We start from the raw sequence: 24,631 nt of genomic DNA on the forward strand, positions 1-24,631 counted from the left end.
TTTCACAGGCCAAAACTTTATGTGCAACAGTTTTGGATTATTATCAAAACTTAAATGATGAACACGGAATTTCAAATGTACTCCATGTCCTTGCCTGGATAGCGCTAACCGAAGATAAAAGCCAAAGTAACGCAAAACAGGCCGCCAAATTATTTTCAGAATCCGTAACCCTGCGCGGCAAAGTCAGCCGTGCCTTATCCCCAGCTGAACAAGCCAGAAATCAAATTTTTCTGAATGCTTTAAATCAGCAGTTGATTTAATCATCATCCAAACAAAAAGCGACAGACACTTCAAAAGTGCCTGCCGCTTTTATCTATCTTTTTTATGGAAGGTTAAACGCCTTGACCAAAAAGACCGCCATCTGCGCCCGTGTGACCGAGTCTTCAGGACAGTAATTTCCATTGCCACAGCCGCTGGTAATACCGTCAAGCACCAATTGTTTGATAAAAGCCGCTGCCCAATAATCAATTGCAACATCGGCAAAACCAGTGCTGACTCCCACGGCAGGCGGCACATAACTGGAACCGTTTTTGGCTTTCATTAAGAAGATCGCCATTTGCGCGCGCGTGACTGTGCTATCGGGGCAGTAATTCCCATTACCACAGCCACTGGTGATGCCTTCTGCCGCCAGTTGCTTGATCCATGCGGCTGCCCAGTAATCGATGGCTACATCGGTGAAGCCGGTGTTGCCATTAATGCAGGCGGTAATTTGAGCCGTGAACACCTTTCAAGAGGAAAATCGCCATCTGAGCACGAGTAACTACTGAATCTGGACAGTAATTTAACGGGACAGTTGAACAACCGCCGGTGATGCTTGCATTGTAGAGTCGTTCAATATAACTGTTAGCCCAGTAGGACTCAGGAACATCAGCAAAAACAGAGGCTTTGATGATCGTGTACATCTCGCCGCTGTTGAAAGTCCCATTGCCTGTGCCAGATCCGCCAAGCGGATTGAATTCGCCATCAAGGATGCTGTCGTTGTCGATCAAGTTGAGGCGGAGTGTGCCTGCGCCAGAGATGTTGGAAACTGTTACAGTGTAGATACTGCCCGAACCGCTGAGTCCGCTCACGGTTGCGCCTGATACGCCGCTGGTTGTCAGGGTAAAGTCTGTTAAGTCCACGCCGGTCACAGATTTGGAGAAGGTGACGGTAAAGTCCAGATTGGCTGCGCTGGAGGGGTTGGGATTTGTGCGTGTGATGGATGCCACGTATGGAAGTGTGGAGAGCTGCGTTTTGATGACCACGATCTCATCACTGCCAGAATGTGAGTGCAATGGCGCGATGGAACCTGTTTGATTCCAACTGTGAGAGCTATCGCCTGTGACGTATACATTTCCGATGTTATCAACGGCGATATCAAACGCCGAAGATGGATAAGTGGTATTGCCCAATACAGTGCCCTGAGGATTCATCCAGGCAATGACAATATCTGCATTGCCAAAGTAAGGAAGGATGTTATTAATTTTTGAAGATTTCGCGGTGACATCAGTGTAGCCGGTTATGTAGACTGTTCCGGATGTGTCTACATCAACTCCTTCACTTGAGTCAAAAGATGAACTGCCTTGAAAGGTATGCCATTGATAGACGCCGCTGCCCGCCAGTTTTACAACTGCAATATCCTGAGAGCCACCTTTAAAGCTGCTCAATGGCAATATGGAGCCGGGGCCATTCCAGGTGGAAACACTTGAGCCTGCCACATAGATATTATCATTTCCATCAATAGCCACATCGTTTGCCGAATCTTCGCCTGCGCTGCCATAGAATGTATGCCATTGATAAGCGCCCGCGCTGTTGAGTTTGAGCACAAAGATATCCTTGCCGCCAGAATAGGAATTCAACGCCGCAGACGGCAAAGGCCAGGTTGAGTTCGCCTCGCCAACCACGATCACATTTCCATTGTTATCAATATCCACGCCATAGCCAGTGGCATGACTGGCATTGCCGCCATAAAACGTGTGCCACTGATAAGCGCCATTGGTGTTGAGTTTGGCGATCACCACATCTCCATATCCAGTGAGGCCATGCAAAGGGGATGTGGAACCGGGTCCATTCCAACTGAGACCGCTGACTCCGGTTACATAGATATTGCCGCCGCCCACAGCGATATCAAAACTATCATCTGAAGTGGAATTACCCAGATAGGTATGCCATTGATATGCACCATTGGAATCCAGTTTTAAGACAAGGATATCGGCATCGCCTGAGTAGGGATTTAGGGGCGCTTGTCCGCTGGGGCCATTCCAGGAAACATTGCTGTTGCCGCTGACGTAGACATTTCCATTTTCATCCACGGCAATCCCTTCGCCTGATTCATCATCCCCGCCATAGAAGGTATGCCATTGATAGACGCCGCTGGAATTAAGTTTTAGAACAAAGACATCATCCCCAGAAGTGTATGGATGCAAGGGAGTCTGTCCTGACGGACCGTTCCAACTGGCACCGCTTTCACCGGTGATGTAAACATTTCCGTTTCCATCCACAGCCATGCCGTATCCATAATCCCAGGTGGAGCTGCCAAAGAAGGTATGCCAGGAATAGGCAGGGGAATTCACAGCGCTTTGCATGCCCAGCACCGGAGAAACCCGCCCAATCATACCGATCAAAACGATCAGCGATAACAAGTAACGAATTGCGAAGTATTTATTTTTCATCATGACCTCCATAATAGTGGAAGGTCGCACTTTCAATTTTATTGTTTTGAAAGTGCGACCTATGTTCTACGGCAGATTAAATGTTTTCACCAGAAAGACGGCCATTTGGGCGCGAGTGACCTCTGCCTCAGGACAGTAGCTACCGTTTCCACAACCGCCGGTAATGCCATCGGCCACCAATTGTTTGATCAATGCTGCTGCCCAATAATTCGTTGCAACATCGCTGAAACCGGTCCCTGACTCCCACGGCGGAGCATATACTGGAACCGTTCTTGGCTTTCAATAGGAAGATCGCCATCTGCGCGCGGGTGACGGTGGCATCAGGGCAGTAATTATTGCCGCCGCAGCCGCTGGTGATGCCTTCGGCTGCGAGTTGTTTTATCCAAGCGGCTGCCCAGTAATCAATTGCCACATCGTTGAAGCCGGTAGTAGCACCCACAGCAGGCGGCGTAAAGCCTGAGCCGTGAACACCTTTCAATAAAAAGATCGCCATTTGTGCTCGGGTAACCGTACTATCAGGACAGTAATTCAACGGGACAATTGAACAGCCGCCGGTGATACCAGCGCTGTATAGGCGCTCAATGTAACTGTTAGCCCAATAACTAAATGGAACATCTGCAAAGACAGGCGACTTGCTGACTGTGTAAGTCTGTCCACTGGTGAAGCTGGCAGACAGTGGATTAAGTACTGCATCTTTAATGGAGTTGTCATTCATTACATCCAAACGAATCGTGCCGTTGCCGCTGCCGGTGTTGACTGTGACAGTGTAGACACTGCCCGTGCCGCTGATTCCGCTCACAGTTACGTTTGATACGCCGCTTGTCGTCAAAGTGAAATCACTCAGGTCAACTCCTGTCACTGATTCGGAGAAGGTGACGGTGAAGTCTGCGCTGGTAAGTGCTGTAGGAGTAGGGTTAACACGGGTAATGGTTTGAACTGCGGGAGGGGTCACATCCAACCCATAAGCGGCGATGTAATCTGCGGTGCTGAGTACGCTGCCGTTATTATTGACATTGTAAAAATTGCCGCCTGTGTACAGGTTTGCGCTGCTTATTCCCAGTGCATAGACGCCAGGGTCGTAAATGGAACCTTGCAGAGAGCCGTTCCCTGCGCCGTTGTTGCCCAGTGCCGACCAGTTCACGCCGTCCCATTTGGCGATGTAATCGGCGGCATTTGAGTTGGCATTTGTAAATATGCCGCCCGCATACAATTGATTGCCCGTCATGGCAAGTGCATACACACTATTTGTGAGAGCGCCGCTCCCCGCGCCATTACTGCCCAGCGCAGACCAATTGACGCCGTCCCATTTGGCGAGGTAGTCAGCCTCGGGAATGGCAAGGGTATTATTGACAACATCGGTAAAGTTGCCGCCGACATATAAATCACCGCCGTTGACCAGAAGCGAATACACCGGGCCGGTTTAACGCAGTACTATTGCCGCTTCCCAGCGCAGACCAATGCGCGCCATCCCATTTGGCGATATTGTCGGCTGCTGCCAACAAAGTAGCCCCATCCATCATATTATAGAACTCGCCGCCCACATACAGGTTGTTGCCCTGAAAAGCAAGAGCGTTGACTCTGCCGGTCAGAGAACCATCTCCCGCGCCATTATCCCCAAGCGAAAGCCAGCTTGCACCGTCAAAATACGCCGCATAATCTGCTGCGCCATTACCGCCCGCATTCTGAAAATTTCCACCGACATACAGATCACCGTTAATAGGGGAAACGGCAAGCGCGTTGACTGGGTTAGTCAGAGCTGTGTTTCCAACAGCAGACCAATCAGCGCCATCCCACTTGGCGAGGTAATCAGCTTCGGGAAGGGCTGTGCCGTTATTGTTTACATTCGTAAAATTACCGCCGACATAAATACTGTTCCCTTGAATAGCAATGGCATAGACTCCGTTATTCAAGGAACTACCACCAGCGCCATCACTTCCCAAGCCTGACCAATTCGCGCCGTCCCACTTGGCAATGTAGTTAATACTTGGGTCTGGCAATCCATTATTAGACAGCTCATAGAAATAACCGCCCACATACACGTCGGTTCCATTCACGGCGATACAGGTCACGCCCCAGTTGAGCGAGCCAGCGCGCGGAGTATTGACTTGCCAGGCTTCATTTTCCCATTGAGCAAAGAAAGCATTTTGAGGCAAGAGTACGCCCGCGTTCATTACACTTGAGAAAAAACCACCCAGGTAGAGACGCGAGCCGTTGCCCGCCAAAGCCCGCACACTGCTTTTTAGCGAACCATCGCCCGTACCATCATCCCCCAAGGCAGACCAGGCACCAGCCGAGAGCTTTGCAGCGTGATCTGCCTGTGGAACTCCGCCCGCATTTATAAAATCACCGCCAACATAGATATTTGTACCGATCAGGGTGATCGCATAAACAGAGCCATTTATGGGTTGAAAGTCGGCGCTCATTGCGCCCCAGTCTGCGCCATCCCAAAAGGTTAGGTATGAAACATCTGGCAAATAAGCAAGAGAACCATTGTAAACATAGGGAAAACCTCCGCCCACGATCACACGTTGCGTGGCGCCTGTGCCGCTCACAGCAATTGCATGAACGGACCCACTCAACGAGCCGTTCCCGGCGCCGTTATCGCCTAGTGCAGCCCAAATATCCACACCGCCCCACTTGACAATAAAATCAGCCGCGCCCAGCCCGCCTGCGTTTGTAAACTGTCCACCTATATAGGCCTGTATCGCCCCAAGCCAGTGCGCGGACAATGCTATTTAATGGCAGGTTTCCCAGCGCAGACCAGTTTTCAGAGACCTTATCAAACCTGGCAATATAATCTGCGGTAGGCAGGGAAGTTCCCATATTATTTACATCCGTAAATCCGCCCCCCGCGTACACAAAGTCTTCGTCAAGTGCGATGGCAAGAACACTGTTATTCAAGGAGCCGTTTCCACCCGAACCAGACCCGAGCGCATTCCAATTGCTACCATCCCAGCGGGCAATAAAATCTGCGGCGGGAAGCGGCGTGCCATTATTATTTAAATTCATAAAATCACCGCCCGCATAGATATCGCCGGTGAATGCATCCACCGCAATGGCAGATACCATTCCGCCAATCGCGCCATCCCCCATGCCATTATTTCCCAATGCCGACCATGTCGTTCCATCCCACTTCACGATTGCATCTGCGGCTTCATTATTATTCACATTATAAAAAGAGCCGCCAACATATACATCACTGCCGCTCACGGCAATCGCATAAACAATATTCTGAATGGGGCCATTCCCCGCGCCCAACGCTTCCCAGTTTCCCTGGGAAATCGCTTGCGATGAAAAGACCGGGCCATGCAGCGGGTCTACTGTCACATCCCAGCCTTCAAGATCGAATGAACCGCTGAAGTTCCCATCCAGATTTAACGTGCCGTCTGGGTTGAGAAATGATTCGGGTGAAGTCAATTCCTGATTCGCAGCCGGTGCAGCCGCGCGCACTGGCTGCGCCGGCAAAAAAGACAACGCGCTAAAAACAAGACAAATGGCAAGAAATAAATTAGTAGTTCGGGTTACGGTATGCATTTTTTCTCCTTGATCGATTAAAACGTTGACATCTTTATATCCTGCCTCAGGTTGAATTTGTTGCGTTTTGTTGCGTATTTGCAAACCTCACGGGCAGTACGTTGGTCATAGTCAGAGTACAATTTGAATATGACAGAGATCAATCCCGCATCGTTTGAAACATTTGGCGAACTCATGCGCTACCTACGCGTGCGCGCGCATCTCTCTCAACGCGAACTGGCGGCCATTGTCGATTATCACTACAGCTACATCAGCCGCCTCGAAAAAAATCAACATACGCTGGCGCAGGTTGTTTTAATGGCGCGTTTTATCCCCGCTTTAAATTTGCAAAACGACCCTGAATGGGCAAAGCGCCTGATCGAACTGTCTGCACAAAATCGGAATGAAACAGATACTCACGCACTTAAGACAGAGTCCACTGTCAGCGAAGAAAATATATATCGTCTGCCGCCCAGTCTCACGCCGATGTTGGGACGCGAGGAAGAGTCAACTTTATTGGTGGAAAATTTACGTCAAGAAAATATCCGCGTGCTGACCATTGTAGGTCCGCCGGGTGTGGGAAAAACGCGGCTGGCCGTGCATGTGGCAGAACAACTGGCTGATCAATTTGAGCATGGCGCGGTCTTCGTTAACCTCGCCCCCATCCAACAACCTGAAATGGTACTGGCCGCGCTGCTTGAAGCCCTCGGCGTGCAGGAAACATCCATCTCCACCAGTCTTTTTGTGCTGCAATCTTTTTTACAAAATAAAAATTTATTGATCCTGTTTGATAATTTTGAACAGGTACTTTCCGCCGCTCCGGCATTATCTGAACTTCTCAATCATGCGTCTGAAATAAAAATTCTAGCGACCAGCCGCGAAGCCTTTACGCATTCCGGGCGAACATGAATTTCAACTTACACCCCTGCCCCTGCCCGATGATGGCACTCACAACAAAAAAGATTTGGAAGATTCCCCCGCTGTGCAATTATTTGTCCAACGGGCACGCGCCGCCAAATCAGATTTTCAACTTACAGAAGAAAACGCATCACGCGTAACTGAGATCTGCCGCCGTTTAGACGGTTTGCCCCTCGCGATAGAATTGGCCGCTGCGCGCGCCCAAACATTCAGCTTAAGTGTAATGATCGAACAATTTGACCGCCGCTTTAACTGGCTCACACGCGGCAATCGCAACGACCCCGCCTGGCGGCAAACTTTATCCGGCGCCATCGAATGGAGTTACAACCTGCTGACCGAACCGGAGTGCACGTTGATCCAACGCCTGTCTGTCTTTGCTGGCGGCTGGACGCTCGAAGCTGCCGAGGAAATATGCAGCGATGATACAACCTGCATCCAGACAAATATATTTAATTTACTATTACAACTTGTAGACCGCTCACTGGTTGTGGCAGAATCGAACGAAGATAAAATGCATTACCGCTTTCTCGATACCATTCGCCATTTCGCGCATGAAAAACTGGAACAATCCGGTGAATTAATAAATTTACGCAACCATCATCTCCACTATTACACCCGCTGGACGGAAAACACAGAAACCCTGCTTGATAAAACTTCACCACTCGAACTACGCCGCATCGTGGAGATCAAACACAACAACATCCGCGCCGCATTGGATTGGGCCTTGAATCCGCGCGCCGATCTTGAGTACAGCCTCAAGCTGGCGGTTGCGATCAATACCATCTGGCTCAAGCACAGTCACTTTAAAGAAGCGCTCGACTGGGTGGATAAATTTTTGCCGCATACGTTGGAGCCGGCTCATAAACCCTATCGCGCAAAATTACTATATCTTAAAGCCGCCCTGTCCTATTGGCGCAACAATTTGGCTCAGGCGCGCGAATCTTCGCTTGAAGCGGAAACACTCGCCAGAGAATTAGGCGATAAAAAATTACTGGCGAATATTCTCTGCTATCTTGGCGGTGATATTTATCGTGAGTTGAAGGAACTTGAGCAGGCCGCACTTTGTTTACAGGAAAGCATTGCCTTGTGCCGCGAGACCCATCACCTCTCACGGTTAAGCATTGCACTCACCAGTCTGGGTGTTGTTTTATATCAAACAAAAAAATACAGTGAATCATCGGCCGTCATTCAAGAAGCCCTGCAAATCGCAACACAGGAAAATGATCCATGGGGAAAAAGTTATGCCCTGCGAGTGCAAGCCGATAACCTGCGCTTTGATGGAAATTTCAATGAAGCGTTGCCCGCCTTCCAACGCGCACTGGAAATATCGCTCGCCATCGAAGACCGCATCAGCGCCGGTATGGAACTTGCGAATATGTCCATGCTGGCCAATGTACTCGAAGACTATCCGGCTTCAGGCAAATATGCCGAAGCTGCGCTTGCTGCTTTTCAAGCCATCGGCAATGAATATCAGCAGCCGTTCCCGCTGCGTCTGCTGGCTTACTCGGCCCTATCCGCCGGCGATTTGGAACGCGCCCGAACCCTCGGTATTGAAAGCCTGAAAGGCAACCATGCACTTGGACACAAAACCGGCGTGTTTGCCTGTCTGCTGGCGCTGGCACATATTGAAGCCGCAACGGGGAATTTCATACACGCCGCAGAACTATATTCATTTATAAAAATACAATTGAATAAAGCCAAATCTATGCTGCTTGAATCAGATGCCTTTGCGTTAAGCCGCCTTGAGTTAAAATTAATGCAAAAACCCGGCAAGTTGAAAATGGCTAAAATATATAAAGACACTGACAAGGTTTTGATCGAACAGATTTATAAAAAGTTAAATCTAAATCTCTCCGAATAAAAATAAATCTTGACACATCTTGTTCTTAAAAACGAACTCACCCTCGAAACCTTAATTTCGGGGTGAGTCATATTCGCTTATATCAATCCCGCATTTCTTTATGGCAAGTTAAACGTCCTCACCAGAAAGACCGCCATCTGGGCGCGAGTGACAGCCGTCTCGGGACAGTAGCTGCTGTTTCCGCAACCGGCGGTGATGCCATCTGCCACCAGTTGCTTGATGAAAGCGGCTGCCCAATATTCTGTTGTCACATCATTGAAACTGGTACTGCCTCCCACGGCGGGCGGCGCATAACTTGAGCCGTTTTTGGCTTTCAAAAGGAAGACCGCCATTTGGGCACGGGTGACTGTCGTATCCGGGCAGTAATTCCCGCCGCCGCATCCGCTGGTGATGCCTTCCGCAGCGAGTTGTTTGATCCACGCGGCGGCCCAGTGATTCGCGGCAACATCTGCAAATCCGGTAGCGCCATTTATGGCGGGCGGTGTGTAACTTGCGCCATGAATACCCTTCAATAGAAAGACTGCCATCTGGTCACGGGTCACAATATTTTCGGGGCAATAATTTAAAGGGCTGGTGGAGCATCCGCCAGTAACACCAGCATTATATAAACGCTCCACATATTGCCACGCCCAATACGTATCTGGAACATCCCTGAAAATCCAGGGCGTCATATCAGCGGTATCCACCGCTTCAAAATTATTTCCACGAACAACATCCAGTTCGTGCAGTATGTCATTATCCCAACCTTCATTTGGCGCGCCGCTTACATACCATGGAGACCCATTATCAGCCAGCACGATCCCATAAGTTTTCATGGCTTGTAAAATAATTTGCGCCTCTGGAGAAAAACCGCTAATATCATAAGCAGCTTTTAGACGAAAGCGGGCACCAAAAGGCACCGGGTTGGTACAGTCTCCATGCTGTGCTACATGACTGGCGGGCCAAATGTAATAATCGGCAGTGCATTCTGTAGTAAAACGCAGCGCATGATTAATTTCGCCGGCAAGAATCTCATCATAACGTACAAGTCCCGGCAAAATGGGAAGGCCAGCAGCATCGGCAGATGTCCAACTGTCAGGGCGCAGCGCATTGGAATTTAGATCCCAGACTGCGCCTGAGCCGGCATTCCACTCTCCGCCTATAAATTCCGCATCGAAAATTTCATAGAGTATGCAAGTGTCTGTGTCTATGGTGAGGATATGATGATCTCCGCCATATTCGATCTGTGGATTAAATGGAATGGGGTACGGCCCGGCATCCGATTCATCTGGATAATAAAAGTTCACATCATATTTTGTTGTTGAAGCGCCCGAAACAATATTGAACGGAATACCGATCAGACCGCCATCCCAGGTGCCTGATCCAAAATCCATGTGGAATCCTCGGGTAGAACCGATCGTATTGATCCACGTGGCAGACATGGAATGCACCGGCAGCAAATCCACAGGGGTATTCCAATAATTATTTTGCGGGAATATCTGACAGGAACCGAGCGTTGGGGCGCCGCCTGGGGCAAGTCTTTTATTATGCTTCATATTTTCCAAAGCACCTGCCGCGGGCGTGGCAGCAACAGATATTAATAGGATGGCTGCCATTATTAATTTAACAAAGGTGTGGTTTATGGTTTTATTTTTCATGTTTATATTTTAATATGTCAAAGTCAGAAAAAAAATTGGGAATAGTACTATTGCGAGTCGGCTTACGATTTTGTAAATTGCGCTGCATAAAACAAAAAGAGTCTCCATTTTTCAGGAGACTCTTTTTGTTGCTTTTATATTATTTGCCTACGGCAGATTAAATGCCCTGACGAGGAAGACCGCCATCTGAGCGCGGGTAACCGAGTCGTTGGGACAGTAGTTGCCGCCGCCGCATCCGGCAGTGATGCCATCAGCCACGAGCTGCTTGATGAAAGCTGCTGCAAAGGCATCAGTGGCGACATCTGCGAAGCCGGTGCTGACTCCCACGGCGGGCGGGTATAGCCCGAGCCATTCCTGGCTTTCAAAAGGAAGATCGCCATTTGCGCGCGGGTGACGACACTGTCAGGACAGTAATTTCCGCCGCCGCATCCGCTGGTGACACCTTCGGCAGCGAGTTGTTTGATCCAGGCTGCGGCCCAGTAATCGGTGGCGACATCACCAAAGCCGGTGCTGACTCCCACCGCAGGCGGAGTGTAGCTTGAACCGTGGATACCCTTCAATAGAAAGACCGCCATTTGCGCGCGGGTAACGGTGCTATCGGGGCAGTAAATGCCCGTGCCGCAGCCGCCGGTTACGCCGGCTTTGGCGAGGCGCTCTACAAAGTTATTGGCCCAGTAACTAAATGGCACGTCGTCAAAAACAGGCGCAATCGTAAAGACATACGCCGCTCCAGAACTACCTGCAGAATTATCGGCCTGATTCCCGTTCAGGCCGGTGGCATTGCTATCTTCATATGGTGCGCCAACTGCCACGGTGTTGCCCGAAAGCGAGAGGTCATAGCCAAAGTAGTCATACTCTTGGGTATTGGAGGCTTTCAAGTAGGAGTGCTGATACCAGTTCGTGCCCGTGCGCGTGAAGATATAGGCCGCACCTGCATCAACAGCAGAGTTATCAAGTTGATTTCCATTCACACCGGTGGCGTTGCTGTCTTCATAAGGTGCACCGACAGCGAGGATGTCTCCCGAGAGGGATACAGATGTACCAAAGTAATCACTTTCTTCGGTGTTGGAGGCTTTAACATACGCCTGCTGGCTCCAGGCAGTGCCCGTGCGCGTGAAGACATATACCGCGCCAGAGTAAATCGCAGAATTATCCGCCTGATTCCCATTCACACCGGTGGCGCTGCTGCTTTCATACGAAGCTGCAACTGCCAGAGTATCGCCTGAGAGTGACATACTGGGGTAGCCAAAGTAATCATATGTTTCGGTGTTGGAGGCTTTGATATACGCCTGCTGACTCCAGGTGCTGCCCGTGCGCGTAAAGACATAAACCGCGCCAGAATAAGGCGCGGAATTATTGGCCTGATTCCCGTTCACACCGGTGGCGCTGCTGGCTTCATACGATGAAGCAACCGCGAGTGTATCGCCTGAGAGCGCCATGGCAAAATAACCAAAGTAATCATATGTTTCGGTGTTGGAGGCTTTTACATACGCCTGCTGGCTCCAGGTAGTTCCAGTGCGCGTGAAGACATACACCGCGCCAGAGATCTTCTGCTGAATTATCGGCCTGATTCCCGTTTATGCCGGTGGCGTTGCTGTCTTCATAATAGGCCGCACTGCGATCGTATCACCTGAGACCTTCACGGGCAAGCCAAAATAATCTCCTGCATCAGTATTGGAGGCTTTGAGATAGGCCTGCTGGCTCCAGATGGTACCGCTGCGCGTGAATACATACACCGCACCTGCATTCTCGGCGGAGTTACTCAGCTGATTTCCATTTACCCCAGTGGCATTGCCATCTTCACCAGGTGCGCCAACCACAATGGTGTCACCTGAGATATCCACAGAAGAGCCAAAACTATCGTCCAAATTCGGGTTGGAGGCTTTGAGATAGGCCTGCTGGCTCCACACCCCATTGCTGCGGGTGAAAACATATACTGCGCCAGCACTAGAAGCAGAGTTATCAAGCTGATTCCCGTTCACACCCACCGCATTGCTGTCTTCAGAATAGGCTCCAATCACAAGCGTATCGCCGGAGAGTGCCATAGCTTGATAACCTAAGTAATCACTCGCCCCGGGGTTGGAGGCTTTCAGGTAGGCTTGCTGGGTATCGGGCGGGATGGATGCCTCCAGTGATGGGACGAGTGTGTAGATCTGCGCCCAATCTTCCGCGCTCATACTGATTGTTTCAGAAGTGGCCGCCACCGCTTTTTGTGCGGGCAGGGCACCAGTCAACAGGAACATCACGATCAAAAAGATGGAACCGATCTTGGCAATTGTTTTTCTACTAAACATATTGTCTCCTTTTGGGTGGGTTGATCTGGATAAAGTTTACCCAGTATTGTTCTTATTTTAGCACCCTTGTTTTTAAATGATCACCGTCAGAATTCATCCTTAAGTACTGTCCAGTCTCACATAATTAAGTGATGGATGAATCAAATAGAGCCATGAGAAAAATCTCATGGCTCTATTTGATCTACTTTATAACTTGATAATCAATTTCTTCGACATGCCTACGGCAGATTAAATGCCCTAACCAGGAAGACCGCCATCTGAGCGCGAGTAACCGAGTCGTTGGGACAGTAGTTGCCGCCGCCGCATCCGGCAGTGATGCCATCAGCCACCAGCTGCTTGATGAAAGCTGCTGCAAAGGCATCAGTGGCGACATCGTTGAAGCCGGTGCTGACTCCCACGGCGGGCGGAGTATAGCTGGAGCCGTTCTTGGCTTTCAAAAGGAAGACCGCCATCTGCGCGCGGGTGACTACGTTATCGGGGCAATAGTTACCGCCGCCACAACCGCCAGTGATGCCTTCGGCGGCCAGTTGTTTGATCCAGGCCGCAGCCCAATACTCTACTGCGACATCGCCGAAGCCAGTGTTGGCTCCCACCGCAGGCGGAGTGTAGCTTGACCCGTGAATTCCCTTCAATAGGAAGATCGCCATCTGTGCGCGAGTGACCGAGTTATCGGGACAGTAGATGCCCGTACCACAGCCGCCGGTGATGCCGGCATTGAATAGGCGTTCGATGTAACTGCTGGCCCAATAGGTTAGCGGGACATCTGCAAAGATGGGAATGTCATCAAATTCATACGCGCCGATATCACAGTTGCCCCCAACTGGGCGTATCGTACCTCGCTGGTCATCGATGGGACAGCCTGTATTCGTGCCGGTATTAATGGCGGGGGAACCCGTTTGAAGCGCATGCGTTAGTGTATTCCCGCCATTGTTTAGTAGCGCTCCAAGGAGGGGGTCTTGTCCAACAATATTGCCATTTACGCCATGGGTCAATCCGCAGGCATTGGTGCCATCTTCCATCAGGTTGTTGATGGAGGAATTCAATGAGGATGAGTTATTCACGCAATCGCCGCCGCCGAGGCTGTTGGCGATGATCGTATTTTTGAGGATAGGAGCGCTGCCATTGGTGTTTAACATTCCGCCGCCGCCGTTGGTCCCGGCAAGGTTGGCGCTGAAGGTGACGTTGGTAAGAACGGGGTCGCTGTTGTTGTTCAGCATTCCGCCGCCATAACTATTCTCAGCGCTGTTGCCGCTAAAAGTCACATTGGTAAGAATTGGATTGCTTTCATTGTTGTAAATGCCGCCGCCTCCCAGATAGAAATTGGCGCTGTTGCCGCTGAAGAAGGATGCGCTAATCGCCGGGTTGCTCAAGTTGTTGTAAATGCCGCCTCCCGCGGCGGTTGCGCTGTTGTTTATCAAGTTTGTCCTAAGCAGGGTGTAGGGATTTGTCTGATAGGAGTAAATTCCGCCGCCATACTTGGCGGTATTATCAGTGATTATCGAGTCTGTGAATGTTGTGGCTGCGGAAAGATACGCCCCGCCTCCCCGCCCATCGCCGCTATCGGCAGAGTTACCGGTGATGGTAACATTGTTGAGTGTGGTTGTGTCGAAACCGCCTACACCTAATCCACCGCCATACTCTGCTTTATTTGCATTGAGAAGCACATTGTTCAAAGTCAGATTGCCATAGTTCAAAATTCCTCCCCCAAAATTGTTTATCACAAGGCAGCTACCAGTGCAATTTCCATGCTGTATGGTTAAGTCGTTGATTATGACGTCTTGAGAATTACCGATGTAAAAGACGCGATTGAAGGCGGGCGAACAACCGCCTGGCGTGGTAATGGGATTGCAGTCGCTTGCCTGAATCACTGTGTTTGTGATCCCTCTGCCGGTAATGGTGACGGGCGAAAGGATTTCCAGTTGGGCGACAAACAGCGTAATGGTGTAATCATCCCAAAAGGTGATGACGTCCGCGCCGGAACCGGCCGGGCAGCCTTTGTAGGCGGTATCTGTATTGGCGGCAATCACTGCTTCATATAGCGAGCACAACGAGTTATCCTCTTCAATTTCCTGGTCAGTATTCACAACAATACTGCTTGCGTGTGCGGGGGAAACAAAGATTGGCGCGCTGAAAAAAGAGAGCAGCAGTGCCGATAATAAGATGTATCGAACAAAGTGTGAATTGGTTTTCATGGTAGCTCCTAAGTTTTTTGGCTTTCATTGGTCAGGTCAATCAGCAAACGGGAGTGGATGACAACTGGACACTTGACATTCATTCTTCGAGAAAAGCAGCGCGTTAATCGAGATTTTTCGATTCACAGGCGCAGCATCCGCCTCGAATGCCGTGGCTTTGGAATGCCACTCGTTATTGGACTTCAAAATCCAAGGTCCGTTCCAGGGCGCCATTCAGATAGACTTCCGCTTTATAGGTTCCAAGCGGCCATAGATCGTTGTTTGTCAGGTTGAACGGAATGATCCCGTCGCTGCCGGTCGTCTCGACCTGATCTATCAATAAATTCGGTTCCGTATCCTGGACATTGACGGCATACCAAACCACTTTGACCGTCGTATCGTCCGGGGCATTCGCCAATTGGACGATGCAATAGAAAATCTCGTTCTGGGCAAAGACGGTCGTCCGGCTTGCGCCCTGATCGTCACGCGCCATGAAAGCGTCGCTAATCCGGGCGGTGCTGGCGCTGAACTCTGCAAGCCAGGGGGACAGGACAACGGCTAGAACGGCAAAAGGACACGCAGTTTGTTTTGTTTCATTTCATTTCTCCTTTGGCAAAGGTTTTCATCGATTTTTTCGGTTCTATACCGCACTCGGGTGAAAATTGCGCTTTTTTGAGTGCGAGTATTATAAAAAACGCTTCTCTTATTGGGCATAGGTGAAGCATTCTGAGGCTTATCTTTATGGGTTTGCGTCGGTTGCAACCTCCTCTTCAGGTTGAGACGGGTGTGCCATATTGTTCTTAAGGAACTCCATCAGCGTCTCAAGGTTTGAAAAACCATTTCTCTCTCCAGTCATCGGGTTTTCGAGTGAGATCCGCCATTCTGAACTGGAACGCCAAACACGCAAGAGAAAGGTGGTTTGTTGGGACGGGAGGTTATTCATAAAAAAATAATACCAATGGGGTGTCAGGAAAACGTCAGGAGATTGTATAATTCGGGTAGTATAAGGAGCATGATGAAATGTTAAAGTTGTCCCTTTTGGGTGCCTTCCTGGCAAAATCAGGCGAAACTGATGTACAAGAATTTGAATCAGCAAAGGTGCGTGCTTTGCTGGCTTATTTAATGCTGGAATCTGAGAAACCCCACAGCCGTGAGCACCTTGCCGGGCTGTTTTGGGGAGACAGTGACGATGTCAAAGCTGCAAAAAATATGCGTCAAGGGCTCTCGAATTTACGAAAATCGATTCGGGATAATGACCCAGAAAAGCCATTTCTTCTCATCTCATCTGATGCCATTCAAGCAAATTTAAACAATCCCCATTTAATTTTGGACGCACATGCCTTCGAACGCTTGATATCCACTTGCGAAAGCCACCTCACCGTAATCTAAAGACTTGCACCGGCCTGCGCTTATCGGCTTGAACAGGCTGTTGAGTTATATCGGGGAGAATTGTTAGACGGCTTTGTCCTGAAAGACTCGGAATATTTTCAAGATTGGCTCGTTGCCAGGCGCGATTATTTTCACCAAAAGCATTAACGGTGCTGGAGCATTTGGCAGACTACCATCTCAAACGTCATGAATATCAAAAAGCCATCACGTATGCGCGCCGATTGGTATCCATGGATGAGTGGCGGGAAGAGTCGCACGTCCTGTTGATGCGTTTACTGTCGCAGGACTCACAGCGCAGCGCTGCTCTCAAACAGTATCAGAAATGCTGCCTTATTTTGCACGAAGAATTTGGCGTGGAGCCCCAGCCGGAGACCGTGCAGTTATATCAAAAAATTTTTGACAATCAATTTCCCGGCGAAGAGCAAAGCGTACCACTCAATAATCTGCCCTCATTTGGTACCACCTTTGTCGGGCGTCAGAAGGAAATTCTACAAACCATTGAGTATTTGCAAACAAAAAATCGCCGCATGGTAACGATCGTCGGTCCTGGTGGTGTTGGTAAAACCCGCCTTGCGTTGCACGTGGGGCAAGACCAACTTTTTGCCTTTAAGGATGGCGTTTATTGGATATCACTTGACGCTGTCGAAACTTCGAACGCTTTGCCAGGCAACATTGCCAATGCATTGGGAATTGAATTGCCTGCAAAGGGAGATGCACAAACGCATGTTCTGAATTTTCTCAGACACCGCGATATTTTGTTGATACTCGATAATTATGAACATTTGTTGCCTGAATCAAGTTTTATCACTACCTTGTTGAAACATGCCTCCGGGGTAAGTGTGCTGGTCACTTCGCGGGAAGCGCTTCATCTTCAAGTGGAATGGGTTGTTGAACTTTCCGGCTTGCCATTGATAGAAGAAAAAGAGGGTGAAATCCCCGCCGCTGTCCTTCTTTTGGAACAGCGCGCCCGGCGAATTGAACCCCAATTTCAGATTTCGACCAAAAAAGAATATCAAGAAGCGCTGCACCTGTGCGAGATCCTTGACGGTTTACCTTTGGGTATTGAGTTGGCAGCCAGCTTGCTCAAAAATTACACCAGCGCTGAAATTGCAGAGTTGATTTTGCAGGATATTAATATACTTTCTTCCACATTGCGAGATGTCCCCTTGCGTCACCGCAGCCTTTGGGTGGTGTTCGAGCATTCCTGGAACTTCTTGAAACAGGAAGAAATGCAGGCTCTTGCTTCCTTGGGAGTTTTTCCTGGTCGATTTAACGCGAAATCTGCGAAAGAAATCTGCATAATTCCCCCAGAATTACTGGAGGAATTATGCAGAAAATCGCTGGTTCGTCAGTTCGCCAAGGATATGTATGCTTTGCATCCATTATTGAGACAATATACCCGCAGGAAACAATCCTCCGCCGGTATTACTGAATCCGAAATAAACCAAAAATTCCAAACCTATTATGTAAACTGTGCCCAGAAATGGGAGCAAGATATGAAATCGGAGCGTGTTCAAAAAGCCCTTGATGATATTTCGCATGATTGGTTTAACTTGACTACCTGCTGGAATATGGCGCTAAGTGGAAAAGACTTTGAAAAGCTAAACATGCTAACCCCTCCCTTTTTCTGGTTTTTCGAAATCAAGGGAAAAATCTATGAAGGGGAAGCGTTGTTTCGGTCTGCCCTCGATGAAGTGCGGACACTTAATAAGGAAGATGAACAAGTAAGGAAATTTTATTATAGACTCATGACCTATTACGGCTGGTTGAGTTTCCGCCGGGGGCAGACAGATACCGCAGGAAGCAGCTTGGGTGAGGTTGTAGAACATGGGTTGGACAGCCTTAGCATTGCAGAGCAGGTGTTTGCAACAAATCACCTCGGAAGCGTTTATTATGAAACCGGACAAAAAACAAAGGCACACGAAATGCATCAAAAAGCAATACGCCTTTGTGAAAACAACCAAGTTTTATGGGAGGAGGCGCTTACCTATAATCATTATGGTTCAATGCTCAGTATGGATGGGAACCTCGACCTTGCTGCGCAGATTCTCCAAAATGGGTCGCGCATTGCCGAGGCTAATCAGTTTATTTGGATCACCGCGAGCATATTGAGCAACCTTGCTGTGCTGGCTTATTTTCAGCAGGATTATCAGACTGCGATCGACCTGTTTTTGCTTAGCAATGAAAAATCTGCCCAGTATGGCGATTTGCACCGTTCTCCCTCTGTCAATCATAACAATCTGGCAGAGTGCTACGCCATGCTTGGTCAATTGGATAAAGCCAGCAAACATCTTGAAGAGGCTCTGCGTCATTTCAGTGAATGTGGGAATGTCGTCTTTTTACCGTATGTATATAACACCCTGGCGGTCATTCACCTGCAAGCAAAAGAATACTCCGAAGCGCGGAAAGCGCTCAATGATGGAATAAAAAGCGCGGTGGAAAACCAAATGTATACCGTACTCAATAATTTGTTGATTGACAATGCAAAATACTTCTTGTTAACGGGTAGAAAGCAACAGGCAGCCAAGATCATTTATTACGTTGCCCAATCTCCGGATACCATCAAAGAAGGACAAGATAAAGCTGACCAGTTACTTAAAGAATTTGGAGAAGACCTGCACAAAGAAGTTGCATTGCTTGCCGGGCAAGCCCCACACAACAAGAGATATTGGATATTATCAAGCATTGAGTAATATCACGCTTTCGCCATAATTCAGAGAATGAAGGACTCAATCTGTTCGCAGAGAGCTATAATAAAACCGTTGTAAAATAAATCCCGCCAAAATAGGGGGATTTATTTTTTGAATGACCTGCTGTAACAGAAAAGCTGGTTTCTTCTACGGCAGATTAAATGCCCTGACCAGGAAGACCGCCATCTGCGCGCGGGTGACCGAGTCGTTGGGACAGTAGTTGCTATTGCCGCATCCGGCAGTGATGCCATCGGCCACCAGTTGTTTGATGAAGGCTGCGCCAAAGGCATCAGTGGCGACATCATTGAAGCCGGTGCTGACTCCCACGGCAGGCGGAGTATAGCCCGAGCCGTTCCTGGCTTTCAAAAGGAAGATCGCCATTTGCGCGCGGGGTAACGACATATCGGGACAATAGTTACCGCCGCCACAGCCGCCAGGAGTGCCTTCGGCTGCCAGTTGTTTGATCCAGGCTGCGGCCCAGTAATCGGTGGCAACATCGCCGAAGCCGGTGCTGACTCCTACGGCAGGCGGCGCATAGCTTGGAGCCATGGAATTCCTTTCAACAGGAAGATCGCCATTTGCGCGCGGGTGACCGGAGTTATCGGGACAGTAGATGTCCGTGCCAGCCGCCGGTGATGCCGGCGTTGGGAACAGGCGTTCGATGTAGCTGCCCGGCCCAATAGGTCACCGGGACATCGCTGAAGGTGGCAACTGTGGCTGCCTTGCTAACGGTATAGGTTTCACCACTGGTGAAACCTGCGAACAACGGATTACTAACTGCATCAATAATGCTGTTGTCATCCGGGACATTGAGGCGGATGGTGCCGCTGCCGCTGCCGGTGTTAACGCTGACAGTGTAGACACCGCCTGTGCCCGCTGAGTCCACCTGAGGCGGGAAGATACGCCGCTTGTCGTCAGGAGAAATCGCTTAAGTCTACGCCGATGACGGGTTCTGAGAAGGTGGTGGTGAAGTCTACGCTGGCGAGGTTGGGGTTGGCGCTGGCGCGAACACTTGATGAAACGATCGGGCGCTTTTCAGTGGTGTAGGTCTGCCCGGTGACGAGGCCTGCGTTTAAGGGATTACCGGCGGCATCGATGATGCTGTCGTCGTCGAGAACGTTGAGGCGGGATGGTGCCGCTGCCGCTGCCGGTGTTGACTGCGACAGTGTAAGACACTGCCAGTGCGCTGAGGTCCAGTTGACGGCGGCGGAAGATACGCCGCTTGTCGTCAGGGAGAAATCGCTTAAGTCCACTCGGTACGGGTTCTGAAAAGGTGACGGTGAGTCTACACTGGCGAGGTTGGTGGGGTTGGTGGATACACGGATTGAGGATGTGACAGGCAAAGTGTAGTCACTAAATTCATACGCGCCGATTTCGCAACGAGCACCAAGCGGGGGGTGAACTCCATTTTGCGGGTGTTATTCACGGGTGCGTTTGCACAGACGTTGTCATCGCCGGTAATAATGGCGGGGGGAGCCGCATTGAGTGGAAGTAGGCCGGAGAACCAGTCAACGAGCCGAGGCTGGGTCTACGCCGATGATGTTTCCATCCACGCCATTGGTTAATCCGCAGGCACCACTCCAGTGGATCCGATCAGGTTGTTATTGCCTGTGAGCGTACCTGTGAGTAAACTATACAGTCTACACCATTGATCGTGTTTGCGATGATGGTATTGTACATGCGTAGAACACCGTCTGGCTGACAAGCGCACTTTTGCTCCGCTAATGACTGGGGTGTTTCAAAAAAAGAGTGCTGTTGGTACTGTCATTCTGCCTGATAGTTGTAAATGGCGGAGCCTGACGGTCACCAGTAGAGGTATTGCCCGAGAAGGTACTATTCGCGATGACCATATCGCCAGACAGGTTATCTACAGCGCCAGAGCCGTATGCTGTGTTGGACAGGAAAGTACTATTTGTAATAACTACATACCCACTATTGTTGGCAAGACCACCGCCATAATTGTTGCCACCAGCATTCCCCCAAGAGACGGTCAGACCGTCGATCTTGAGATATGCTTTATTGCCTACAACAAACATGCTGTAGGCATTGTCGCCATCGATGGTGATGTCGCCGCCTCCAAGAATGGGTTAAAAGCCAAGGTTTTGGAAAGTCCTTGCAAATTTGCATTCAGCAGGATGCTGGTTGTGCCGAGGCTATTATGAAAGACGATAATATCGGGACCGCTGGCATTGCCAACGGCGCAGGCATCTGTGGCAATGTTGAGTTCGGCTGATTGCATGGCTTCTCGCAAGGAGCAATCACCATCAACGTTTAGCTCATCTGCATTCGTGATGACGGTGATGGTTGTGCTGGCAGGTTTGAAGCGTGCGATGTAATTTGCATTTGCGTTACCAGCCCAGTCGGTGAGCACCACCGGCGTAGATACTCTCGCCCGGACTGATGGCGATGGCATCGACCTGTCCTGGCCTCGTTATGGCGCCCAAAGCAGACCAGGTGCCGCCGCCGAATTTGGCGAGATGCCGATATCTGCACTGCCATCAACAGCCGGAAAATATCCACCTACAAATACATCTCCATCGATCAGCGCAATATCCTGATGTAACTAAATGGCAATCCACTGCCCAGAGGAGACCAGCTCTCCGCCGCTGAATTTGGCGATTCCGGATGGGTTCTGCAACCCGCCTGCGCTGGAAAAATCCCCACCGTACACATTCCGCCATTTACTGCAACCATAAGCAGTACCATCCACCCTGCACCCAAAGTGACCAGGTGGCGCCATCCCATTTGGCGATCCTGGATGTATCTACCACCCCGCCTGCACTGTAAATGTGCCCGCTAACGTACACATCTGTCCCGCTGAAGGCAATGGAATAAATATTTCCGTTCCGTGCCTGTCCCCAAAGCAGACCAGGTTCCTACCCGCCAGTAAGTTTTGCAATGTAATCTGCATTTGCGTCCCTCGCTGCATTGGTGAAATTCCCACCCACGTATATGTCGTCCCACTGCCGGCATGGCATAAACATCACCAATCAATGCCGGACCTACCGCAGACCAGTTTGTACCATCCCCATTTGGCGAAGCGATCTGCTTCGTCTATGCTCTCCTGCATTGTTGAAACTGCCAGCGACGTATAAATCAGTTCCGTTGGTGGCTAAGGTGAATACATAACTATTTAATGTTTGGTTCCCAAGGCAGACCAGGCAGTACCGTCCCATTTGGCGAGGTAATCTGTTTTGCTACACCACCCGCATCGGTGAATTCTCCAGCGGCGTATAAATCTTCCAACCATTACCATTCTGTTGACGCGTCCATTTAACCCTGCAGCCATTGAATCCCAGGTGTTTGGCGCTGCCAATGGCGAAAGACAGGGTCACGGCTTATGTCAAAGTCTTGGATGGCAAGTTCTGCCACGGTTCACTCCAGATCCGGGCGCCATTTGCATTTTCTGGCTGGTTACTTTCGGCACGCACGGGCGTGGAAAAGCTGCCGTGCCAAACAATGAAGTCAAGAGGGTGGAGAGGATCAACAGATTGAATAAAACTTTAATGAAGTCTCATATAATATTTCTCCTTAATTGGGCGAATGTGGAGATATTGTATGGGGATTATCTTGAATCTGCAATCAAACTTGTGTACTGAAATCCGGCACAAAAAACACGGCTTACCCGTGAAATATTAATTTCAGAGTGAGTCGTAATTTTGCGATAAGATGGAGGTCATTAAAAGAAAAAGCTTTGAGACTTTGCGGGTAACGTCAATAATGTGTATATGAATATTCACCGCAAAGGCGCAGAGTCCGCAGAGATTTTTAAAAGGTTTTCTCAGCTCTCCGCGACTTATTACCCTGGGGGCTGCGGTCAAAATTGCCGATTTAAATCAACCTGAGCTTATCCATTATTCACGTTGGTTAATTTTTCAGATACTTTCTAAAGGTCTTTTTGTTAATCAAGGTTTACGAAAGCGAAGCAGACCTTTTTTAAGTGTTATGCATATGATATAGAAAGATAAACAAAAAGCCAGATAATTGATGTTATCTGGCTTTTTGTTTTACTTGTACAAATGAATTAAGAGCTTGTAGACAACTCCGGTCATAAACTACGGTAGATTAAACGCTTCCTGGTCGAGGAAGACCGCCATCTGGGCACGGGTGACTGTCGTTGGGACAGAAGTTGCTGTTGCTGCAACCGGCGGTGATGTGCTGTCCGCCACGAGTTGTTTGAGTAGGCTGCGCCAAAGGCATTAGTAGCGACATCATTGGGAAGCCGAGTTGGTTCCCACAGCGGGCGGAGTATAGGCCCGGAACCGTTTTTTGGCTTCAAGAGGAAGATTGCTGTTTGCGTGCGTCGTGACGGTGGTATCGGGGCAGTAATGTGCCGCCGCCACAGCCGTTAAAAAGAAGCCTCGGCGGCCAGTTGTTGATCCATGCCGCAGCCCAATGAGTGGTGGCTAAGTCACCGAAACCGGTGCTGACTCCCACGGCGGGCGGTGCATAGTTTGAGCCATACATACCCTTCCAAAAGGAAGAGCCGCCATCTGAGCACGGTAACAGGTGCTATCGGGGCAGTAGCTCCCGCCCACAGCCGCTGGTGATGTCGGCGTTGGACAGGCGTTCGACATAGCGGCAAGGGCCCAACAGTCAATGGAACATCGGTAAAGGTTGAAAGTTGAGAGAGTCCACTGGGTGCAAGGTGATATCAGCAGTGAAGGTACAACTCGCGCCATATAAGCAGTACTCTTTAGAGCCATTATAGTTGTATCTAACCCGCGAAGTTGCGTAGCCGTGGGTGAAGGTGTTAAAGTGAGCGCAGCAGGTGCATTGTTGGTTACTCTTGAGGTGACATGCTCCCGGGAACCGCCAGCTGGCATTGAAGGTGACGGAAGGGATGGAGCAGCGGAGGTGGTAAAGTGAGGACGGCGTGCGTTGGTGGCACGTTTTAGGAGGCAGGCGTACCAACCACTGCGCGGACAATCAGGCGCATCTGGTGCTGAGGACAAACCCGAAAGATCTACAAGTAGCTCCGCCGGTCAAAACCAGTTGGGTCCGGAAAGGTTCGATCCGGTAAATCCAAAGTACGGTTGGACACAATACCGTAATCCCTTGCGCCGGTGCTGGCGTTCCAGTGGTATGGTCGGGGAGGTGGAAACATCAGTTGCATTGTTCGCAGGCGCTACGAGGGGTAAACGTCCCCCGGCGTGCCGTAGACAACCAGTTCAGCGCCATAGGATGTGCCGGTGGCATTGCATGGAAGGCGCGCACGTAGTACTTGGTGCCCGCTGTCAAAGACATTTCGCCGAGACCGATCATCAGCACCAGCAGAGGTGGTAGCACCTTTATCCACTTTGCGCCGTCGCTGATGGTGGGGTGCCGGTAGTGGTGCTGGTGGAAGACCAACGCCATAAGCGCCGACAGAGGCGGTAAAACTGCTAAGGGTTGCGCATTAATCTTACGCTGGTTTGAAGGTCCAATGGAACCTAAGCCAACCGTGGAGCTGAGAGAACGCCACGATATAGCAAGAGAGACTGGGCGGATCCTGTAACGCCTTGTCC

Annotated in this window: 22 protein-coding genes and 1 pseudogene; 5 read left to right on the top strand and 18 right to left on the bottom strand. The window is 49.9% G+C overall.

Features of this window, described 5'->3' with window-relative positions:
- Positions 1 to 260 (top strand): hypothetical protein (locus IPL71_RS15505; protein WP_345323157.1); only part of this gene is annotated, 260 nt, incomplete at its 5' end.
- Between the two features lie 62 nt (positions 261 to 322).
- Here the strand turns inward: IPL71_RS15505 and IPL71_RS15510 are convergent.
- From IPL71_RS15510 to IPL71_RS15530, 6 genes are all read right to left on the bottom strand, one after another.
- Complete coding sequence (locus tag IPL71_RS15510; RefSeq protein ID WP_345323158.1) at positions 323 to 724, bottom strand: S-layer homology domain-containing protein; 402 nt, start codon at positions 722 to 724, stop codon at positions 323 to 325.
- Positions 693 to 2,654 (bottom strand): SBBP repeat-containing protein, encoded by a 1,962-nt coding sequence (locus IPL71_RS15515; RefSeq protein WP_345323159.1) that lies wholly within the window; start codon positions 2,652 to 2,654, stop codon positions 693 to 695. Before IPL71_RS15515 ends, IPL71_RS15510 begins: the two co-directional genes overlap by 32 nt.
- A 63-nt stretch (positions 2,655 to 2,717) precedes the next feature.
- Positions 2,718 to 2,828 (bottom strand): hypothetical protein, encoded by a 111-nt coding sequence (locus IPL71_RS26065; RefSeq protein ID WP_514130804.1) that lies wholly within the window; start codon positions 2,826 to 2,828, stop codon positions 2,718 to 2,720.
- A complete protein-coding gene (locus IPL71_RS15520; RefSeq protein ID WP_345323161.1) occupies positions 2,791 to 4,062 on the bottom strand; it encodes an S-layer homology domain-containing protein in 1,272 nt (423 codons plus the stop codon). The genes IPL71_RS26065 and IPL71_RS15520 overlap by 38 nt, the downstream gene beginning before the upstream one ends.
- Positions 4,034 to 5,380, bottom strand: coding sequence for a hypothetical protein (locus tag IPL71_RS15525; protein ID WP_345323163.1), 1,347 nt, complete (start codon positions 5,378 to 5,380; stop codon positions 4,034 to 4,036). Before IPL71_RS15525 ends, IPL71_RS15520 begins: the two co-directional genes overlap by 29 nt.
- Positions 5,301 to 6,185: a hypothetical protein gene (locus IPL71_RS15530; RefSeq protein ID WP_345323165.1), complete on the bottom strand. Its 885-nt coding sequence runs from the start codon at positions 6,183 to 6,185 to the stop codon at positions 5,301 to 5,303. The genes IPL71_RS15525 and IPL71_RS15530 overlap by 80 nt, the downstream gene beginning before the upstream one ends.
- A 129-nt stretch (positions 6,186 to 6,314) precedes the next feature.
- Between IPL71_RS15530 and IPL71_RS15535 the strand changes: the two genes are divergently transcribed.
- The gene (locus IPL71_RS15535) at positions 6,315 to 7,073 is read left to right on the top strand and encodes an AAA family ATPase (RefSeq protein WP_345323167.1); all 759 of its coding nucleotides are present in this window, start codon (positions 6,315 to 6,317) and stop codon (positions 7,071 to 7,073) included.
- A 73-nt stretch (positions 7,074 to 7,146) separates the two neighbouring features.
- Positions 7,147 to 8,943, top strand: coding sequence for an ATP-binding protein (locus IPL71_RS15540; RefSeq protein WP_345323169.1), 1,797 nt, complete (start codon positions 7,147 to 7,149; stop codon positions 8,941 to 8,943).
- 98 nt (positions 8,944 to 9,041) lie between these two features.
- Here the strand turns inward: IPL71_RS15540 and IPL71_RS15545 are convergent, their stop codons facing one another.
- From IPL71_RS15545 to IPL71_RS15570, 6 genes and pseudogenes are all read right to left on the bottom strand, one after another.
- Positions 9,042 to 9,614, bottom strand: coding sequence for an S-layer homology domain-containing protein (locus IPL71_RS15545; protein WP_345323195.1), 573 nt, complete (start codon positions 9,612 to 9,614; stop codon positions 9,042 to 9,044).
- Positions 9,612 to 10,478, bottom strand: a pseudogene (locus tag IPL71_RS15550) (hypothetical protein); the annotation flags it as partial. The gene IPL71_RS15545 and the pseudogene IPL71_RS15550, both read right to left, overlap by 3 nt.
- Positions 10,479 to 10,714: 236 nt before the next feature.
- Positions 10,715 to 12,115, bottom strand: coding sequence for an S-layer homology domain-containing protein (locus IPL71_RS15555; protein WP_345323171.1), 1,401 nt, complete (start codon positions 12,113 to 12,115; stop codon positions 10,715 to 10,717).
- A gap of 42 nt (positions 12,116 to 12,157) precedes the next feature.
- On the bottom strand, positions 12,158 to 12,874 hold the full coding sequence (locus tag IPL71_RS15560) for an FG-GAP repeat protein (protein ID WP_345323173.1): 717 nt from the start codon (positions 12,872 to 12,874) through the stop codon (positions 12,158 to 12,160).
- Between the two features lie 218 nt (positions 12,875 to 13,092).
- Positions 13,093 to 15,066, bottom strand: coding sequence for a choice-of-anchor Q domain-containing protein (locus IPL71_RS15565; protein ID WP_345323175.1), 1,974 nt, complete (start codon positions 15,064 to 15,066; stop codon positions 13,093 to 13,095).
- A gap of 172 nt (positions 15,067 to 15,238) precedes the next feature.
- The gene (locus IPL71_RS15570) at positions 15,239 to 15,538 is read right to left on the bottom strand and encodes a hypothetical protein (RefSeq protein WP_345323177.1); all 300 of its coding nucleotides are present in this window, start codon (positions 15,536 to 15,538) and stop codon (positions 15,239 to 15,241) included.
- A gap of 545 nt (positions 15,539 to 16,083) precedes the next feature.
- Between IPL71_RS15570 and IPL71_RS15575 the strand changes: the two genes are divergently transcribed.
- Together IPL71_RS15575 and IPL71_RS15580 are read left to right on the top strand one after the other, a co-directional pair.
- The gene (locus IPL71_RS15575; RefSeq protein ID WP_345323179.1) at positions 16,084 to 16,434 is read left to right on the top strand and encodes an AfsR/SARP family transcriptional regulator; all 351 of its coding nucleotides are present in this window, start codon (positions 16,084 to 16,086) and stop codon (positions 16,432 to 16,434) included.
- Positions 16,435 to 16,538: 104 nt separating this feature from the next.
- Entirely contained in the window at positions 16,539 to 19,127 is a 2,589-nt protein-coding gene (locus IPL71_RS15580; RefSeq protein ID WP_345323181.1) for a tetratricopeptide repeat protein, read from the top strand.
- Positions 19,128 to 19,271: 144 nt separating this feature from the next.
- Here IPL71_RS15580 and IPL71_RS15585 read toward each other — a convergent pair whose 3' ends face one another.
- The 6 genes from IPL71_RS15585 to IPL71_RS15610 all read right to left on the bottom strand — a co-directional run bounded on the left by IPL71_RS15585 (position 19,272) and on the right by IPL71_RS15610 (position 23,591).
- Positions 19,272 to 19,673, bottom strand: coding sequence for an S-layer homology domain-containing protein (locus IPL71_RS15585; RefSeq protein WP_345323183.1), 402 nt, complete (start codon positions 19,671 to 19,673; stop codon positions 19,272 to 19,274).
- Positions 19,674 to 19,722: 49 nt separating this feature from the next.
- Complete coding sequence (locus tag IPL71_RS15590; RefSeq protein ID WP_345323185.1) at positions 19,723 to 20,010, bottom strand: hypothetical protein; 288 nt, start codon at positions 20,008 to 20,010, stop codon at positions 19,723 to 19,725.
- Between the two features lie 28 nt (positions 20,011 to 20,038).
- Positions 20,039 to 20,467 (bottom strand): hypothetical protein, encoded by a 429-nt coding sequence (locus tag IPL71_RS15595; RefSeq protein ID WP_345323187.1) that lies wholly within the window; start codon positions 20,465 to 20,467, stop codon positions 20,039 to 20,041.
- Between the two features lie 378 nt (positions 20,468 to 20,845).
- Complete coding sequence (locus tag IPL71_RS15600; RefSeq protein ID WP_345323189.1) at positions 20,846 to 21,160, bottom strand: hypothetical protein; 315 nt, start codon at positions 21,158 to 21,160, stop codon at positions 20,846 to 20,848.
- Complete coding sequence (locus IPL71_RS15605) at positions 21,148 to 21,537, bottom strand: hypothetical protein (protein ID WP_345323191.1); 390 nt, start codon at positions 21,535 to 21,537, stop codon at positions 21,148 to 21,150. The genes IPL71_RS15600 and IPL71_RS15605 overlap by 13 nt, the downstream gene beginning before the upstream one ends.
- Before the next feature lie 1,862 nt (positions 21,538 to 23,399).
- Positions 23,400 to 23,591: a hypothetical protein gene (locus IPL71_RS15610; protein ID WP_345323193.1), complete on the bottom strand. Its 192-nt coding sequence runs from the start codon at positions 23,589 to 23,591 to the stop codon at positions 23,400 to 23,402.
- Between the last annotated feature and the right edge of the window lie 1,040 nt (positions 23,592 to 24,631).

The organism is Candidatus Villigracilis proximus (assembly GCF_016717045.1).
In the GTDB taxonomy this organism is placed as follows: domain Bacteria; phylum Chloroflexota; class Anaerolineae; order Anaerolineales; family Villigracilaceae; genus Villigracilis; species Villigracilis proximus.

Excerpts from the sequence above, each read along its gene's own strand:
- IPL71_RS15515 (WP_345323159.1), bottom strand. The coding sequence starts at position 2,654 with ATGATGAAAAATAAATACTTCGCAATTCGTTACTTGTTATCGCTGATC.
- IPL71_RS15530 (WP_345323165.1), bottom strand. The coding sequence starts at position 6,185 with ATGCATACCGTAACCCGAACTACTAATTTATTTCTTGCCATTTGTCTT.
- IPL71_RS15535 (WP_345323167.1), top strand. The coding sequence starts at position 6,315 with ATGACAGAGATCAATCCCGCATCGTTTGAAACATTTGGCGAACTCATG.
- IPL71_RS15545 (WP_345323195.1), bottom strand. The coding sequence starts at position 9,614 with ATGACGCCCTGGATTTTCAGGGATGTTCCAGATACGTATTGGGCGTGG.
- IPL71_RS15560 (WP_345323173.1), bottom strand. The coding sequence starts at position 12,874 with ATGTTTAGTAGAAAAACAATTGCCAAGATCGGTTCCATCTTTTTGATC.
- IPL71_RS15565 (WP_345323175.1), bottom strand. The coding sequence starts at position 15,066 with ATGAAAACCAATTCACACTTTGTTCGATACATCTTATTATCGGCACTG.
- IPL71_RS15570 (WP_345323177.1), bottom strand. The coding sequence starts at position 15,538 with ATGGCGCGTGACGATCAGGGCGCAAGCCGGACGACCGTCTTTGCCCAG.
- IPL71_RS15585 (WP_345323183.1), bottom strand. The coding sequence starts at position 19,673 with ATGGCTCCAAGCTATGCGCCGCCTGCCGTAGGAGTCAGCACCGGCTTC.
- IPL71_RS15600 (WP_345323189.1), bottom strand. The coding sequence starts at position 21,160 with ATGTTTGTTGTAGGCAATAAAGCATATCTCAAGATCGACGGTCTGACC.
- IPL71_RS15605 (WP_345323191.1), bottom strand. The coding sequence starts at position 21,537 with ATGCCATCGCCATCAGTCCGGGCGAGAGTATCTACGCCGGTGGTGCTC.
- IPL71_RS15610 (WP_345323193.1), bottom strand. The coding sequence starts at position 23,591 with ATGTATGGCTCAAACTATGCACCGCCCGCCGTGGGAGTCAGCACCGGT.